The sequence below is a fragment of the Methylobacterium aquaticum genome (assembly GCF_016804325.1).
In the GTDB taxonomy this organism is placed as follows: domain Bacteria; phylum Pseudomonadota; class Alphaproteobacteria; order Rhizobiales; family Beijerinckiaceae; genus Methylobacterium; species Methylobacterium aquaticum_C.
Window position 1 is genome coordinate 5,317,594 of record NZ_CP043627.1, and the last position, 16,928, is coordinate 5,334,521.

A 16,928-nucleotide genomic window follows, 5' to 3' on the forward strand; every position below is an offset into this window, starting at 1 on the left:
CCGGACAGGCCCGATGGATGGGGCGGAAGGCCCCCGCTCAAGCCGCCCGCCGCAGCGCGTCGCCCAGCATCGACGCCATGGTGTCGATGTGCTCGGCTTCCGCGATCAGCGGCGGCGACAGGGCGATGATGTCGCCGGTGACGCGGATGAGCAGGCCCTTCTCGAAGCAGTCGGTGAAGACGTCGTAGGCCCGGGCCCCCGGTGCCCCGTCCCGGGATTGCAGCTCGATGCCGGCGATGAGGCCGATCGTGCGGATGTCGATCACGTGCGGGCAGTCGCGCAACGCGTGCATCGCCGCGTGCCACTGCGCCTGGACCTGGGTCGTGCGGGTGAGCAGGCCTTCCTCCTCGTAGATCTCCAGGGTGGCGAGGCCGGCCGCGCAGGCGACCGGGTGGCCCGAATAGGTGTAGCCGTGGAAGAGCTCGATCGCGCCCTCGGGCCCGTGCATCAGCGCGTCGTGGACGGCCCGGGTGGCGAAGACCGCGCCCATCGGGATCGTGCCGTTGGTCAGCCCCTTGGCGGTGGTGACGAGGTCCGGGGTGACCCCGAAATAATCGGTGGCGAAGGGCGCGCCGAGGCGGCCGAATCCGGTGATGACCTCGTCGAAGATCAACAGGATGCCGTGGCGGGTCGCGATCTCGCGCAGGCGCTCCAGATAGCCCTTGGGCGGCACCAGCACGCCGGTCGAGCCCGCCACCGGCTCGACGATTACCGCCGCGATGGTCTCGGCGCCGTGGAGCGCCACCAGCCGCTCGAGGTCGTCGGCGAGATCCGCGCCGTGCTCGGGCTGGCCCTGCACGAAGGCGTTGCGCGACAGGTCGTGGGTGTGGCGCAGGTGGTCGACGCCCGGCAGGAGCGGGAACATCCGGCGGTTGTTGACCAGCCCCCCGACCGAGATGCCGCCGAAGCCGACGCCGTGATAGCCGCGCTCGCGCCCGATCACCCGGGTCCGGGTGCCCTGGCCGATGGCGCGCTGGTAGGCCAGCGCGATCTTGAGCGCGGTATCGACCGATTCCGAGCCCGAACCGGTGAAGAACACCCGGTCGAGGCTGCCGGCCGGCGCGATGTCGGCCAGGCGCTCGGCGAACTCGAAGGCGATCGGGTGGCCCATCTGGAACGAGGGCGCGTAATCGAGGGTCGAGAGCTGGCGCTCGACGGCCTCGGCGATGCGGCGGCGGCCGTGGCCGGCATTGACGCACCACAGGCCGGCGGTGCCGTCGAGGACGGTGCGCCCGTCATCCGCCGTGTAGTGCATGCCCTCGGCCGCCACGAGCAGGCGGGGCGCCGCCTTGAACTGGCGGTTGGCCGTGAACGGCATCCAGTAGGCGTCGAGGCTCGGGCGGTTGAGGCGCGGCGGATGGGCGTTCATGGCGGGGGGCTCCGGCGGGGTCTCGTGTGGGGCGGTTTCGCCGCCAGACAAGACCGTTCCGGGACAGGCAACAAGTCCTTTTCTAGCCCGGGCCAACCCTTTGACGAAATTGATCATCCGGTTAAGGTGTTGCCGGATCCGCAACAGCCTCAACAGGGGAGCCGGGGTGACCAACGACGAGGTGGGCGCGCGTCTGCGCCACGTGCGCCTCCTGCACGGCCTGTCGCAGCGGGCGCTGGCCAAGCGCGCCGGGGTGGTGAACTCGACGATCTCGCTGATCGAATCGGGCCAGACCAACCCGTCGGTCGGCGCCCTCAAGCGTATCCTCGACGCGGTGCCGATCGGGCTCGCCGAGTTCTTCTCCCTGACGCCGGAGCGGACCGAGAAGGCGTTCTATGCCAGCGAGGAGCTGGTCGAGATCGGCAAGGGGCGGATCTCCTACCGCCAGGTCGGCGACACCCTGTTCGGCCGCGCCCTGCAACTGCTCAAGGAGCGCTACGAGCCGGGCGCGGATACCGGCCGCGTGCCGCTGGTCCATGACGGCGAGGAGGGCGGCATCGTGCTCGCGGGGCGGCTGGAGGTGACGGTGGACGACGAGCGCCGGGTGCTCGGGCCGGGTGACGCCTATTACTTCTCCAGCCGCCGGCCGCATCGCTTCCGCTGCGTCGGCCCCAACCCGTGCGAGGTGGTGAGCGCCTGCACCCCGCCGACCTTCTGAGCACCTTGCCAATCCTGTTTCGTATACAATATACGTTCAAGTGAACCAGTGAGGACGAGAGCATGGCCGTGACGGCGCGCCGGACGACCGGCCTGTCCTCCCCCGAGGGCTTGCGGCACCGCACCGTCTCGGCGGCGGTGGCCGAGGCCCTGCGCCAGCGCATCCTGTCGGGCACCCTGGCGCCGGGATTCCAGCTGCGCCAGGACGCCCTGGCGGAGGAATTCGGCATCAGCCGGATCCCGATCCGCGAGGCGCTGCTGCAACTGGAAGCCGGCGGCCTCGTCAAGATCGTGCCGCATCGCGGCGCGGTGGTCTCGGGGCTCTCGGTCGAGGAGATCGAGGACATCTTCCAGCTTCGCGTCTCCCTCGAGCCGCAATTGCTGATCCTCTCGGCCCGTCACCTGACGCCGGAGGATTTCTCGGAGTTGCGTGCCTTGCGCGACGAGTACAGCGCGGCGCTTGCCGCCGGCCAGGTCGAGCATTGGGGCGAGCTGAACCGGCGCTTCCATCTCGGCCTCCTGCGCCATGCCGGCCGGCCGCGCTCGCTCTCGATCGTCGCCGGCCTGCTCCAGGATTGCGACCGCCCGACCCGCCTGCAGCTCTCCGTCACCGGCGACGTCGCCCGCGCCGACATGGAGCACACCACCATCCTCGACCTGTGCGAGGCGGGGGAGATCGTGGCGGCGGGGAACCTGCTGCGGATCCATGTCGAGCATGCGGGCCGCTCGCTGGTGGAGATCTATCGGAAGTCGGCCGTGGCGGTTTGAGCGACCGTTCGAGTCTGTTCGAACTGATCTCTACAGATCTCGAACCCTCCGCGTCATTCCGGGCTCCGCTACGCGGCCCCGGAATGACGCGGAGAGCGTCAATAACGGTGAGTCAAACAGGCAGGCCCTCAGAACACCTGCCGCAAACCCCAGTACAACCCGCCCGCCAGGGTGATCGCCGCCGGCAGGGTCAGGATCCAGGCGAGCGCCAGGTTGCGCACCGTCGCCATCTGGAGGCCGGTGCCGTTGGCCCACATCGTGCCGGCGACGCCGCTCGACAGGATGTGGGTGGTCGAGACCGGCAGGCCGTACGCCTCGGCGAGCCCGATCGTGCCGGCGGCGACCGCCTCGGCCGAGGCGCCTTGCGCGTAGGTTAGGTGCTGCTTGCCGATGCGCTCGCCGACCGTGACGACGATCCGCTTCCAGCCCACCATCGTCCCGAGGCCGAGCGCCAGGGCGACCACGACCTTGACCCAGGTCGGGATGAAGCGCGTCCCGTCGTCGAGGGTGTGGCGGTAGGCCGAGAGCGTCGCCTTCTCGGCGTCACCGAAGGGCGAGTGCTCGCCGGTGAGGAGCCGCACCGCGTCGCTCGCGAGATACATGTCGGCGCGCAGGTTCGGCGTCGCCTCCGCCGGCACGTGCCGGATCGCGCCGTAGTTCTTGACCTGCGCGGCGATGTCGTCCGCGAGGCCGGCGAGCGCCGCGACGCTGTCCGGCGCCGCGAGCGCCTTGGCGGGGGCGTCCGCCTTCAGGGCCTCGCCGACCGCGGCCCGGGCTCGCGCCGCGTCCGGGATCGGGGTCCCGCCGGCGTGGTCGCGAAACACCCGGCTGGCGCCCTCCGAGCCCTGCACGAAGGCGGGCGTGCTCGATTCCGGCATGGTGCGGTTGAGCGCATAGGCCGTGGGGGCGGCGCCGATCAGGATCAGCATGATCAGCCCCATGCCTTTCTGGCCGTCATTGCCGCCATGCGCGAAGGACACGCCGGTGCAGGTGAGGATCAGGAGGCCGCGGATCCACAGGGGCGGCGGCGCCTCGCCCTCCGGGGCCCGGTAGAGGTCGGGCCGGCGCACCAGGCGCTTGAGCACGAGGAGCAGCCCTGCGGCGCAGACGAAGCCGACGAGGGGGCTGAAGAGAAGCGATTCGAGCACGCTCGCCGCCTGGCCCCAGGCGACGCCGGAGGCGGCATGGTTCGGCGCCATCAGCTGGTTGGCGAGCCCGACGCCGATCACCGAGCCGATCAGCGCGTGCGAGGAGGAGTTCGGCAGGCCGAGCGCCCAGGTACCGAGATTCCACACGATCGCGGCGATCAGCAGCGCGAAGATCATCGCATAGCCGGCGCCCGAGCCGACCTGGAGGATCAGCTCGACCGGCAGCAGGGTCACGACGCTGTAGGCCACCGCTCCCGTCGAGGCCATGACGCCGAGGAAGTTGAAGGCGCCCGACCAGATCACCGCGACGAGCGGCGGCATCGAATGGGTGTAGATCACCGTCGCCACCGCGTTGGCGGTGTCGTGGAACCCGTTCACGAACTCGAAGGCCAGCGCGATCAGGAGCGCGAGGCCGAGGAACGCGAAGGCCCCGACGGCGAGCGGCGGCTGACCGGCCCGCTGCATGTCGGCGAGAAGGTTGTAGCCGCCATAGGCGAGGCCCGCCGCCAGGACGGCCAGGAAGGCGATCGTCGCCGCCGGATGGACGCGGTGATCGAACCGGCGGCCGGGCCGGGCGTGACCATGCGCCGCGCCGGCGCGGTCGGGGGCGAGGGCGGCGTCGGACATGGGGGACCTGTGCGAGGATTCTCGGCAGCGGCGATCCGCCAAGGATAGGGCGCCCGGATGGCAAGTCGATGACGCCGCAGGGCCGGCCGGGAGCCCCCCGGGAGCCGTCAAAGAGCCGCCGGCGACACGCTCCGGCTGTCGAAAACCATGCGTAAATGCTTAGGGGGCTTGCGTTCTGCGAGACGCAACCCCAAATTCGTATGAACGCCGCTTCCCCTGCGACGCGTGTGAGCGGGTCGTCGGAGACGCGGACCTCATGGGTGGAGAATCCGGTGACGGATCTGCCCGCAACGAACCGGCCCGGTGCCCTTCTGGTCGAGGGTGACGGAAGGCCAGCGAGTCAGTACCCGATGAACCAGCTCGTGCGCATGTCGCATATCGTGACCGCAGACGCCGTCGAGGAGCCCTCTCCGAGCCTCCGGGTTCCGTTCGCCCAATCGGGCGCCTTCGTGTGCAAGTTCATCATCGGCGAACCGAACGACCGTGCGGTCTGTTGCGGTGCGCCGGTGCAGGACGGCAAGAGCTGGTGCGCCTTCCACCGCCGGATCGTCTTCGAGCCGACCCGGCCGGGGCGGCTGCGATAGCAGAGGCCGGCCGGGACCGCTACCCCGTCCCGCGCCCTTTTTCCCCTCATCGTGCTCAGGCCGCCCGGCCGTAGATCGGGAAGGCCTCCTGCCGGCCGCGCAGGGGCTGGCGGCTGACCTCGCGCCATCCCGCGCCGGAGGCCCGCGCCGCATCGAGCGCGGCCTGCGAGACCAGGGTGGTTGTCCCGAAGGTCTTGGTCGCCTGTTCGAGCCGGGCCGCGACGTTGACCGCGTCGCCGAGGACGGTGAATTCCAGCCGGTCGTCGTCGCCGACCACGCCGACGAACACCTCGCCGCAATGCACCCCGATGCCGATCCGCACCGGGGTTTCGCCCGATTCGGCGTTCCACGCGGCCACCCCGTCCTCCAGCCGCTCCGCGAAGGACAGCGCCTGCGCGGCGGCCTCCGCATCCGCCTCGGGCACGCCGAACACCACGAGCGCGCCGTCGCCCATGAACTTGTCGATCACGCCCCCGGTCTCCCGGGCGGCCTGGGCGACGCAGCGGCGGAACCCCGTGACCAGGATCGCCACCGTCTCGGGGTCGGCCCGCTCGGCGATGGTGGTGGAGCCGCGCATGTCCACGAAGGCGATGGCCGCGTGGCGCCGCTCGCCGAGCCGCAGGCCGCCGCCCTGCTCCATGCTGCCGCCGCGCTCCAGGAGCGGCGCCAGCTCGGCCGGCAGGAAGCGCGACAGGGCCGCCCGCCGCCCCGCCTCGCGCAGGGCCAGCACCGCGAGCAACGCCATGATGCCGACCGACACGACGCTGCCGATCCCCACCATCGCCTCGATCCCGTGGGCGTGCCGCTGGTAGCCCAGCAGCAGCTCGTCCTCCTGGGCCCGCATCCCCTCGATGATCCGGCGGATGTCGTCCATCTCGGCCTTGCCCTCGCCGGCCCGCACCAGGGCCAGCGCCCCGTCGCGGTCGCCGTCGCGGTCGAGGGCGAGCGTGCGGTCGAGCTCGGCGAACTTGCGGGCGATGGCGGGGCGCAACGCGTCGAGGCGGGCGGCCTGGCTCGGGGAGCCGCGCAGCTCGGCATCGAGCACCGGCAGCTCCGCGGCGATCCGGGTCTGCCCGGCGGTGTAGGGCACCAGGAACGAGGGATCGCCGGTCAGCAGGTAGCCGCGCTGCCCGGTCTCGCTGTCGAGGAGGTCGGCCAGCACCTGCATCAGGGTCCGGTCGACCGACAGGGTGTGGGTGATGCGGTGCTGGACGGTGCTCTGCCAGGCCAGCAGCAATCCGTTGGCGGCGCCCACCAACAGCAGCAGGGCGGCGCCCGCGGTGGTCAGCCCGGCCCGGCTGCGCACGGGGCCGAGCCGGGCGCGGAGCGGCCGGCGGGGTGCGGGAACGGGCGTCGGGGCTGAGGTCATCGGTCGGTCCGGCGCCGGGCGCGGGACGGGCCCTCGGCTTTCCCCAGGGATATGGGAGACTTGTCGCCGGCGGCCATCGACCGGGCGGCCTACTTCCGGCTCCGGCTACGATTGCCCCGCCGCCCGGCGCCGGGCCGGCGCGGTGTCCTCCCGCGAGTCCGGCCGCGCCGCGCCGGGTTCGCCCAACGGCGCCACGATGGTGCAGACCACGCCCTCGCGCGGGAAGCACAGGCTCACGCTGCCGTCGAGCTCGCGGGCGAGGCTGCGCTCGATCAGGCGCGAGCCGAAGCCGGTGCGGGTCGGGGGGACGACAGGCGGCCCGCCGCGTTCCTGCCAGCGCAAGGTCAGCCGCCCCTCCGCGACGCTCCACGACAGGGCGACCTGGCCCGCCGGCACCGACAGGGCGCCGTACTTGACCGCGTTGGTGGCGAGCTCGTGCAGCGCCATGGCGATCGACAGGGCGGTGCGGGGCGGCAGGCGCAGGCCGGGGCCGCCGACCACGAAGCGCCCGCCCGGCCCGTCGAGGGGGGCGAGCGCGTCCTTGACCACCTCGGCCAGCTCCGCCCCCTCCCAGCTCTCGCGGGTGAGCACGTCGTGGACGCGGGCGAGCGCGATCAGCCGCGCCTCGAAGGCCGTCTTGGCGCTCGCGCCCACCGGCCCGTCGAGGCCGCGCAGGCTCTGCATCGCGATCGACTGCACCGTGGCGAGCGTGTTCTTCACCCGGTGGTTCAGCTCGTGGACCAGGAGGCGCAGGTGCTCCTCGGCCCGCTTGCGCTCGGTCACCTCCTGGTGGATGCCGATCACCCGGCGCGCCCGCCCGCCGGCATCGCGCTGCACGATCGCCTGGGCGCTGACCCAGCGCAGCTGGGATTCGTCCGGCCGGATCCGGAACTCGGTGCGGTACTCGGCTTCCCCGGCCAGCAGGGCATCGAGCGCCGCCTCGATCCGGGCCCGGTCCTCCGGATGAACGGTGCGTGTCCAGGCCTCGTGCGAGAGCGGGGCCGCCCCGAACATCTCGGACGAGCGGGCCGAGAGGCGGTGCTGCCCGGAGGCGAGATCGATCTCCCAGGTGCCGAGCCGGCCGGCGGCGAGCGCCAGCCGCAGGCGCTCCTCGCCCTCGCGGAGCGCCGTCTCCGCGTCCTTGGCCTCGGTGATGTCGACGTTGCAGCCGGTATAGCCGAGGAAGCGGCCGTGATCGTCGAGGCGGGCGACCCCCTCGCACAGGATCCAGCGCGTCGCCCCGTGCCGGTCGATCACCCGCATCGCGTGGCGGAAAGGCCTGCGTGCCGAAAAGGCGTCCTCGAACGCCGCCGCGAAGCCGGGCAGGTCGTCCGGGTGGACGACCTCGCGCCAGCGCCCCCCGGCCAGCGTCTCGGTCGAGCGGCCGAACAGGTAATCGTAATGGAGGTTGGCGAACACGATCTCGCCGGCCTCGTCGGTCATCCAGATCAGGGCCGGGGCGGAATCGGCCATGTGGCGGAAGCGCGCCTCGCTCTCGCGCAGGGCGGCGAGGCTGCGGCTCTGCTGCTCGAGCGCCTGGTCGCGCTCGGCGATGCGCCGGCGCAGGCTCTGCGAGGCGTCGGCCAGGACGTCGGCGAGCTGGCGGATCTCGCGGATCGGCGTCGAGACCCGGGGCACCGGCTGGCCGACGGCGAGCGCGCCGCCGGCCTGGGCGAGGTGGCGCAACGGCTCGGCGACCCGCGCCCACAGCTTCACCGCCAGGATCGACGACACCGCCAGCGCCAGGAGCCCGAACCCGCCGAAGGCCAGGATCCAGTGATGCAACGGCGCCTCGACCTGCTGCCTGGGGATGCTGGCGCCGACGGTCCAGCCCGAGGCGGTCGCGGTGGTCTCGACGTAGAGGACCGGCCGCTTGCGGCGGTCGGTCCCCTCCCAGATGCCGGCGGCGCCGGTCGGGGAGCCGCGCAAGGACGCCTGCATCGGCTGGCCGGCGAGGGTGGCATGGTCCTCCGAGCGGGCGAGCAGCAGGCCCCGGCGGTCGATGATCGCGGTGGTCCAGCCCGGCGCGAGGTCCTGGACCAGGATCTGGTGCAGCCGCGCCACCGGCACCGTGAGGCTGAGCACGTAGGCCGGCACGCCCGCGACCATCACCGGCACCGCCACGTCGTAGGTCGGCGCCCGGCCGGGCGCCCCGGCCCGGACGTCGCCGATCACGGGCTTTCGCGTCGCCAGGGCGGCGGCATCCTCGGGATGCGGGTCCTGCGGCAGCGGCGCGCCGTGGGGCAGGGCGGTGTTGACGAGCTGGGTGCCGTCCGGCCGGCGCAGCGACAGGCGGAAGCCCGTCGCCTCGGTCACCGCCTGGGCCTGGATCTCGAAGCCGGCGAGCCCGTGATGCCCGAAACCCTCCTGGCGCAGGCGCGGCGAGGCCGCCAGGGTCTGGAGCACCGAGACCAGCCCGGCCATGTCCCGGTCGATGCTGAGCGCGATGCCGCGCACGCTCTCGCGGGCATCCTGCTCGAAGCGCACCCGCTCCAGGGCGGCGTAGCGGCCGAGCAGCACGGCGGTGAAGATCAGGCCGGGGCCGATCAGCGCGATCGCCAGGGCGACGAGGTAGACCTGCGTCGACAGCCCGTCCCGCCGCAGGGCGTTCAGCCGGCGGCGGATCATGGCGCACTCCTCATGGCTCTGTCCCGGCGCTCCGTCCTGGCGGCGCGCCGGCGGCGCGGCATGGTCAAGGCGTCAGGCCCTGTCGACGTGGCCGAGGTCGCGGCCGGGCTCGATCCGGTCGCGCACCCGCTGCTTGAGGGTCTTGATGTCGGGAAATCCCCCGTCGCGCTTGCGCTCCCAGATCAGGGCGTCGCCGCAGGTGATCGCGAAGGTGCCGCCGGTGCCCGGGATCAGCGCCACCTCGCCGAGGGCGTCGCGGAAGGTCGAGAGCAGCTCCTGCGCCATCCAGCCGGCCCGCAGCAGCCAGTTGCACTGGGTGCAGTAGGTGATGGCGATGCGGGGCTTCTCGGCCTCTGGGCGGGGGGCGGTGTCGCTCATCGTGAGGCGGACTCCGCCCCCGATCCCCCCGCTTGTCAACCGGGTCGACGCGCGCGAGGTGCGTCCGGCACCCGCCTCACGCGAGCTGGCGCAGCACCAGGAGGCTCACGCCGACGCCGACGAGGCCGGCCGCCACCGACCCTCCCACATAGGCGAGAGCCGCCGCGTGCGCGCCGCGCTCCCAGAGCAGGAAGGCCTCGAGCGAGAAGGTCGAGAAGGTGGTGAAGCCGCCGAGCACGCCGGTGGTGAGGAAGAGCCGCAAGCCCTGCGGCCCCCCGCCCCGGGCGGCGAACCAGCCGGTGAGCACGCCCATCATGATCGAGCCGAGGATGTTGATCACCATCGTGCCGAACGGGAAGCCGCTGCCCGCCCGCGCGGCCCAGAGATTGACGCCGTGGCGCAGGGCCCCGCCGAGGCCGGCCCCGAGAAAGACCACCAGGTAGCTCACTGCCCCATCGCCTTTCGCGCTTCCCACGTAGCTTCGGCTGCGTCGTTGCGCTCATGCCATGGTGCGCCGAGTGACGCCACGATGCTCTACGCAGATGTGACCCGCGTGCCGCAAGGGATAGCTCGGGCACGGGGTCTTAAGAGGAGCATATAGACCGGTAATGCCAGTTTTTTAGTATATAATCTATCCTTATTGATTAATATTTATCTATTAATAATCATCTATCGCTATCTGGAGTCCTCTTTACTTGTTTCCACTGTCCTCCTGGGGTCGTGGTCGGGGGTAATCTCTTGTTGTCGGGGACTGTTGCAAAATTATTACGTTCACCACCGCGAGGGCCGACCTCACGAAAAATTCCTCCGTCATTTCCGGTGTTGGTGCCAGGCTTCTTATTAGGCATGTGAATCTCCTAGAGTTGATGCCGCCTTACCTGAGGTGGTGGTCATCGACTGGGCTTTCAAGCTGTGCAGGGTGGTTCCTGTGAAAATGCGTTCGACATCGGGTCAGCCGTAGGGTCGACACACCTGAGGTCCGCGCGCCGCATCGGGTTCCATTCGGTGCGGATGGGCCACACACCGTCATGCGACTGTCACCGATCCGCCCCATCCCTGCCGCAAAGTCAGCCCGGGGGCGAATCGTGACCGTTCTTTCCATCCGCACCGCGCTCGCGGCCGGCGGCCTCATCGCCGGCGCGGGGCTCGCGCAGGCCCAGTCGGTCCGGGTGCCCAACCTCCAGCCCGTCGACGGGCCGGTCTCGGTGGAGGTCGGCGGCGCGACGGTCGTCAACCAGGGCCTCCAGGGCGTGGGGCGGCTGCCGGCCACCACCCGGGACTTCCGCGGCGATTCCCTCGGCTCGTTCTCCTCGCTCGCCGTCGATCTCTCGACCTGGCGGCGCAGCGGCGACACCTATTCGGGCACGCTCTACACGCTGCCCGACCGCGGCTACAACAACCCCGATGGCGGGCTGTTCAGCGACTATGCCGGCCGGCTCAACCGCTTCAACGTGAGCTTCACCCCCTATGCCGGCACGTCGGCCCTGCCGCAGGCGACGGGCTCGCAAAGCCAGATCACCCTGACGCCGGAGGGCGGCATCGTGCTCACCGATGCCAGGGGCCAGCTGTTCAGCGGCCTCGATCCGGGCGCCGGCACCACCCGCCAGCTCGGCGCCGTGCTGCCCTCCGCCGCCGCCGGCCCGAGCGCCGGGCGCATCAGCCTCGACGCCGAGGGCCTGGCGCGCCGCCTCGACGGCTCGTTCTACGTCAGCGACGAGTACGGCCCGAACATCTACTATTTCAGCCGCGACGGCCGGCTCCAGGGCCTGATCGGCATCCCGGCGGCGCTCCAGCCGGTGACGAACGGCCAGCTCAACTTCAACTCGCTCAACCCGCCCGATACCGGCCGGCGCAACAACCAGGGCCTCGAGGCGCTGGCGCTGACGCCGGACGGGCGCGGCCTCGTCGCTATCCTGCAGAGCGCGACGCTCCAGGATTCGGGCGCAAACCAGCAGCAGCGGACCAATACCCGCATCCTCTACTACGACGTCTCCGGCACCCCGACACCGGGTGCGCCGAGCCGCGAATACGTGCTGCAATTGCCGGCCTACCAGCAGAGCGGCAATGGCGGGGCGCCCAACCGCACCGCCGCCCAGAGCGAGATGCTGGCGCTCAACGACACCCAGTTCCTGGTTCTGTCGCGCGATTCGAACGGGCTCGGCTCCGGCAACACCACGCCGATCGTCTACAAGAGCGTGCTCTTCGTCGACACCGCGGGCGCGACCAACATCGCCGGCACGGCTTACGACGGCACGACCCCGATCGCGCCGAACGGCACCCTGCGGGCCGGCCTGACCCCGGTGCAGAGCCGGGAGGTCGTCAACCTGCTCAACCCGGTGCAGCTCAACCGCTTCGGGATGAACCTTTCCACCAACCCGGCGAGCCAGACCACGCTGCCGGAGAAGATCGAGGCGATGGGCCTCGTCCCGGTCCTGAGCGAGCGGGCGCCCAACGATTATTTCCTGCTCGTTGGCAACGACAACGACTTCCTGACCCGCCAGGGCGTCATCAACGGCCAGCCCTACGACGCCGGCATCAACAACGACAACATCCTGCTCGCCTACCGGCTGACCCTGCCGACCTACGTCGATCCGCTCTCGCTCGCGGTGATGAAGGCGACGGCGCCGACGGTCCTCCAGGGTCTCGGGGCCGGCGCGATCGGCGTCGCGGCCTCGGCGATGCGGGGCGTGCAGGACCACCTCTCGGCGCTCCGCCGCAGCGCGGGCCTTCCCGGCCAGGGGGCGTGGAGCGCGTCCGGCCCGGCGCTCTGGGTCGGCGGTGATGTCGTCTTCGCCGACCAGCCGCGCAACGGCGGCCTGTCCCTCGACCGCACCATCGCGCAGGGCTCGGCCGGCTTCGACCTGCCGCTCACCGGCCCGTGGCGGGCCGGCCTCGCGATCGGCGGGGGCGGCGGCTCGCTCTCGCGGCCGCAAGGGTTCCGGCAGGACCAGAGCGCCTTCACGGTCGCGGCCTATGGCGGCTATTACGGCCCGACCTTCTACGCGCAGGGCATCGTCGGCGGCGCGCCGATCATCGACCTCGCCGGCATCCGCCGTCCGGCCGCCTACGGGCTCACCGCCGAGGCCAGGACCTCCGCCACCGCGCTGGCGCTCGACGGCGAGGCCGGCCTGATCCTCGACCGCGACGCCGTCCGCCTCATGCCCTTCGCGGGCCTGAGCCACCTCTCGGCTCGGGTCGGCGGCTTCACCGAGACGGGGGCGGCGGGCAACAACGTCGCCTATGGCGGGCTCACGGTGCTCCAGACCACCGCCCGCTTCGGTGCCGAACTGGCCTATACGGGCTTCGGCGGCATCGTCCCCTCGGTGCGTGTGGCCTACAATCTCGGCCTCGGGCCGCAGCAGAGCGCCGGGCTGTTCCGTCTCGCCAGCGTCCAGAACTCGATGGCCGTCGCGACCGCGGCGATCCCGTTCCTCAAGTCGGACTACGTCACCGCCGGTGCCGGCCTCCAGGGCAGCCTGACCGAGAATCTCGGCTGGCGCCTGGATTACCAGGCGGCGATCGGCACCCGGGCGGGGGTGGCACACGGGGTGACGGCGGGTTTGCGGTATCAGTTCTGAGAATAAGGAATGGAAGCCTCGGAGACTGCCTCACTCTCTCGACAGTCTTCATGCCCACGACGTCATTCCGGGGCCGCGCAGCGGAGCCCGGAATCCAGAAGCGCGGATGGTCCAGGATAGAACTGAGAGCATTCCGCTTCGTTCGGCATCACCTGAGTGTCCGGATTCCGGGCTCCGCTACGCGGCCCCGGAATGACGCGGTGGGTCGGAGGTGGAGAGACAACAAACAAGCCGCCCGCCAAGCGCCAGCGTTGGGAACGCCATCCTTCACCTCCCGAACCGCTCCCGCCACGCGGCTTGCGCCCCCGCCACCGGCAGGGCGCTCGCGTGGTAGACCCCCAACGCCACCGCCCGCGCCAGCACCCGCGCCGCCGTGTCACCCAAGCGCGCGAGATCCCCGACCGGATCGGCGAGCGGCACGGCGCCGGTCGCCGCGGCGAAGACCAGGTCGCCGTCGAGGGGCGTGTGCGCCGGCACGATCGCCCGGGCGAGGCCGTCCTGCGCCGTCACGGCGAGGCGGCGGGCCTCGGCCTTGGTCAGGCGGGCGTCGGTCGCGACCACCGCGATGGTGGTGTTGGCGCCCGGCATCGGCTTCCTCGGCCAGGCGAAGGCGTCGGGCGGGATGGTCGGTGCGGGGCCCAGGCCCCCGAACTCGGCCCCCTCCTCGAACGGCCCGGCCCAGAAATGCGGCCCGTCCCCGACCGTGACCCGCCCGAGCGCGTTCACCGCCACGAGCGCCGCGACGCGGGCCCCCGTGCCCTCGACCGCGGCCGAGGCGCTGCCCAAGCCCCCCTTGAGATTCGCTGTGCGCGCGCCGAGCCCGGCCCCGACCGAGCCCATCGCCACCGGACCGGTGCCGGCGCAAGCGGCCGCCGCGAAGCCGAGGTCGCGATAGGGCGGATACCGGCCCCACGCTTTGTCCCCGCCGTTGAGGAGATCGAACAGGATCGCCGCCGGCACGATCGGCACCCGGGCCGGGCCGACCGGGAAGCCGCGGCCGGTCTCGGCGAGCCAGGCGGTGACGCCGGAGGCGGCATCCAGGCCGAAGACCGAGCCGCCGGACAACACCAGCGCATCGACCCCCGGCACCGTGCGCTCGGGATCGAGGAGGTCGGTCTCCCGCGTGCCCGGGCCGCCGCCGCGGATGTCGACCGCCGCCACCGTGGGGGTGTCGAAGACGATCGCGGTGACGCCGGACAGCGCCCTGTCATCCTCGGCGTGGCCGACGCGGATGCCGGCGATGTCGGTGAGGCTGCCGCTCACCGCGGCTCGGCCCGGCGCATCAGGTCGGCGACCGCCGCCTCCTCCGCGGCCGAGAGGGCATTCGGTGCCGTGGCCTTGCGGCGGCGGCCGGCGGCCCAGAGGGCGAGCCCGCCGAGGCCGACCACCAGCACGGGCGTCAGCCAGAGAAGGGCGGTGTGCCAGGCGATGACCGGGCGCAGCAGCACGAACTCGCCGTAGCGGTGCACCACGTAATCGACCACCGCACCGTCGCTGTCGCCCTGGCGCAGGCGCTCGCGCACGATCAGCCGCAGGTCGCGGGCGAGCGGCGCGTCGGAATCGTCGATCGACTGGTTCTGGCAGACGAGGCAGCGCAGGCCGGCCGAGATCGACCGGGCCCGCGATTCCAGGCCCGGATCCTTCATCACCTCCTCGGGCTGCACCGCGCCGGCGGCGACCGGCATCAGCAGCGCGAGGCCGAGGAGCGCGGTGCGCAAGGGGCGGCGGACGGCGCGCATCGGGATCACTCCGCCGGGACCGAGTGGGGCGGCACCGGGCCGGCCGCGTCGCGGATCGCCGGCCGCAGGGCCGGGGCGCCGACGCGGAAGCGCCGGTCGGTGAGGGAGAGGCCGCCGCCGAGCGCCATCACCACGGCGCCGAGCCAGATCAGCAGCACCAGCGGCTTGTAGTACAGGCGGATGCCGACGCTGCCGTCGGTGCCGGTCTCGCCGACGCTGGCATAGACCTGGCTCACCCCGCGGGTCAGCAGGCCCGCCTCGCTCACCGACATGTTGCGCGAGGCGTAGAACCGCTTGCCCGGCTCCAGCACGCCGACCGGCACGCCGTCCTCGCGGATGGTCAGGTGGGCGACGGTCTCGGTGTAGTTCGGCCCGGTGCGGGGCAGGACGCCCTCCAGCACCGCGACGTAGGGGCCGGCGCGCAGCTCGCCGCCCCGCGGCACGGTGGCGAGCGACTCGACGCTCCAGGCCTGGGCGGCGATGCCGATCACCGTGACGCCGACGCCGGCATGGGCCAGAGCCGTGCCCCAGGCCGAGCGCGGCAGGCCGGCGGCGCGGCGAAAGGACAGGCCGAGCGTCTTGCCCTTCGCCCGGGTGACGATCTCGAGGGCGGCGCCGACCACCAGGTAGGCGCCGAGCCCGATGCCGAGCGGCGCTCCCACCGGCCCGCCCCAGGTGACCGCGATGGCCCCGAGCGCGATCACGAGGGCGAGCGCGAAGCCGGCGAACAGCCGCTGGCTCGCCGCCGCGAGGTCGCCGCGCTTCCAGGCCAGCGTCTGGCCGAACGGCACGACGAGGAGCAGCGGCACCGCGAGCGGCACGAAGGTCAGGTTGAAGAACGGCGCCCCGACCGAGATCTTTTCGCCGGTCAGCGATTCGAGCGCCAGGGGATAGAGCGTGCCGACCAGCACCGTGGCGCAGGCCGCCGACAGGAAGAGGTTGTTCATCACGAGCGCCCCCTCGCGGGAGATCGGCGCGAACAGGCCGCCCTGGCGCAGGGTGGGGGCCCGCCAGGCATAGAGCGCCAGCGAGCCGCCGATGAACAGGACCAGGATGCCGAGGATGAAGGTGCCCCGGGTCGGGTCGGTGGCGAAGGTGTGGACCGAGGTGAGCACGCCGGAGCGCACCAGGAAGGTGCCGAGCAGCGACAGCGAGAAGGTCAGGATGGCGAGCAACACCGTCCAGACCTTGAGGGCGTCGCGCTTCTCCATGACGACGGTGGAGTGGACGAGGGCCGTGCCGGCGAGCCAGGGCATCAGCGAGGCGTTCTCGACCGGGTCCCAGAACCACCAGCCGCCCCAGCCGAGCTCGTAATAGGCCCAGTACGACCCCATGGCGATGCCGACGGTGAGGAAGCACCAGGCGGCCAGCGTCCAGGGCCGCACGGCGCGGGCCCAGGCGGCGTCGATCCGGCCCTCGATCAGGGCCGCGATGGCGAAGGCGAAGGTGATCGAGAAGCCGACATAGCCGAGATAGAGCAGCGGCGGATGGATCGCGAGGCCGGGATCCTGGAGCAGCGGGTTGAGGTCGCGGCCCTCGACCGGGGCCGGGTTGAGCCGGTTGAACGGGTTCGAGGTCACCAGGATGAAGAGCAGGAATACCGCGGTGATCGCGGCCTGCACGCCCAGGGTGTTGGCCCGCAGGGTCGGCGGGACGGAGTTGCGGGCGAGCGCCACCACGGCGCCGAACAGCGCCAGGATCAGCACCCAGAGCAGCATCGAGCCCTCGTGATTCCCCCAGACGCCGGAGATCTTGTAGATCAGCGGCTTCATCGAGTGCGAGTTCTCGACGACGTTCTGGACCGAGAAGTCCGAGGTGACGTGGGCGTAGGTCAGCGCCCCGAACGCGAAGGCGATGCACGCGAAGGTGGCGAGCGCCGCCGGCACCGCGACGCTGCGCAGGACCGGGTCGCCGGTGCGGCTCGCCCAGACCGGCATCACCATCTGCGTCAGCGACAGGGCGAGGGCCAGGGCGAGGGCGAAGTGACCAACCTCGATCAGCAACGGGGCGACCTTTCGGTAAG

The 16,928-nt window shown here is 71.8% G+C and carries 13 protein-coding genes; 4 read left to right on the forward strand and 9 right to left on the reverse strand.

Annotated features, from left to right (window positions below; all coding sequences use genetic code 11):
* Positions 1 to 37 precede the first annotated feature (37 nt).
* Positions 38 to 1,369: an aspartate aminotransferase family protein gene (locus tag F1D61_RS24260; protein WP_203154621.1), complete on the reverse strand. Its 1,332-nt coding sequence runs from the start codon at positions 1,367 to 1,369 to the stop codon at positions 38 to 40.
* 166 nt (positions 1,370 to 1,535) lie between these two features.
* On the opposite strand from F1D61_RS24260, the gene F1D61_RS24265 reads away from it, so the two are divergent.
* Positions 1,536 to 2,087 carry a cupin domain-containing protein gene (locus F1D61_RS24265; protein WP_203154622.1) on the forward strand — a complete coding sequence of 184 codons (552 nt, stop codon included), beginning with the start codon at positions 1,536 to 1,538 and terminating at the stop codon, positions 2,085 to 2,087.
* A gap of 62 nt (positions 2,088 to 2,149) precedes the next feature.
* Entirely contained in the window at positions 2,150 to 2,854 is a 705-nt protein-coding gene (locus F1D61_RS24270) for a GntR family transcriptional regulator (RefSeq protein ID WP_203154623.1), read from the forward strand.
* A gap of 128 nt (positions 2,855 to 2,982) precedes the next feature.
* On the opposite strand, the gene F1D61_RS24275 is transcribed toward F1D61_RS24270, so the two are convergent.
* Positions 2,983 to 4,629: an inorganic phosphate transporter gene (locus F1D61_RS24275; RefSeq protein ID WP_203154624.1), complete on the reverse strand. Its 1,647-nt coding sequence runs from the start codon at positions 4,627 to 4,629 to the stop codon at positions 2,983 to 2,985.
* A gap of 350 nt (positions 4,630 to 4,979) precedes the next feature.
* Here F1D61_RS24275 and F1D61_RS24280 point away from each other — a divergent pair, with 350 nt between their 5' ends.
* Positions 4,980 to 5,213 carry a GcrA family cell cycle regulator gene (locus tag F1D61_RS24280; RefSeq protein WP_048430796.1) on the forward strand — a complete coding sequence of 78 codons (234 nt, stop codon included), beginning with the start codon at positions 4,980 to 4,982 and terminating at the stop codon, positions 5,211 to 5,213.
* 55 nt (positions 5,214 to 5,268) lie between these two features.
* On the opposite strand, the gene F1D61_RS24285 is transcribed toward F1D61_RS24280, so the two are convergent.
* The 4 genes from F1D61_RS24285 to crcB form a co-directional block, all read right to left on the reverse strand.
* Complete coding sequence (locus F1D61_RS24285) at positions 5,269 to 6,582, reverse strand: adenylate/guanylate cyclase domain-containing protein (RefSeq protein WP_203154625.1); 1,314 nt, start codon at positions 6,580 to 6,582, stop codon at positions 5,269 to 5,271.
* A 105-nt stretch (positions 6,583 to 6,687) separates the two neighbouring features.
* Positions 6,688 to 9,210 (reverse strand): sensor histidine kinase, encoded by a 2,523-nt coding sequence (locus F1D61_RS24290; protein WP_203154626.1) that lies wholly within the window; start codon positions 9,208 to 9,210, stop codon positions 6,688 to 6,690.
* 72 nt (positions 9,211 to 9,282) lie between these two features.
* A complete protein-coding gene (locus F1D61_RS24295; protein WP_203154627.1) occupies positions 9,283 to 9,588 on the reverse strand; it encodes a SelT/SelW/SelH family protein in 306 nt (101 codons plus the stop codon).
* 76 nt (positions 9,589 to 9,664) lie between these two features.
* Positions 9,665 to 10,036, reverse strand: a complete 372-nt coding sequence (crcB, locus tag F1D61_RS24300; RefSeq protein WP_203154628.1) for a fluoride efflux transporter CrcB — start codon at positions 10,034 to 10,036, stop codon at positions 9,665 to 9,667.
* A gap of 637 nt (positions 10,037 to 10,673) precedes the next feature.
* On the opposite strand from crcB, the gene F1D61_RS24305 reads away from it, so the two are divergent.
* A complete protein-coding gene (locus F1D61_RS24305) occupies positions 10,674 to 13,166 on the forward strand; it encodes an esterase-like activity of phytase family protein (protein ID WP_246775503.1) in 2,493 nt (830 codons plus the stop codon).
* A gap of 267 nt (positions 13,167 to 13,433) precedes the next feature.
* Here the strand turns inward: F1D61_RS24305 and F1D61_RS24310 are convergent, their stop codons facing one another.
* The 3 genes from F1D61_RS24310 to F1D61_RS24320 are packed head-to-tail and all read right to left on the reverse strand — an operon-like array spanning position 13,434 to position 16,908.
* A complete protein-coding gene (locus F1D61_RS24310; RefSeq protein WP_203154630.1) occupies positions 13,434 to 14,429 on the reverse strand; it encodes a P1 family peptidase in 996 nt (331 codons plus the stop codon).
* Positions 14,426 to 14,905, reverse strand: a complete 480-nt coding sequence (locus F1D61_RS24315) for a cytochrome c-type biogenesis protein (protein ID WP_203154631.1) — start codon at positions 14,903 to 14,905, stop codon at positions 14,426 to 14,428. Before F1D61_RS24315 ends, F1D61_RS24310 begins: the two co-directional genes overlap by 4 nt.
* 5 nt (positions 14,906 to 14,910) lie before the next feature.
* A complete protein-coding gene (locus F1D61_RS24320) occupies positions 14,911 to 16,908 on the reverse strand; it encodes a heme lyase CcmF/NrfE family subunit (protein ID WP_203159251.1) in 1,998 nt (665 codons plus the stop codon).
* Between the last annotated feature and the right edge of the window lie 20 nt (positions 16,909 to 16,928).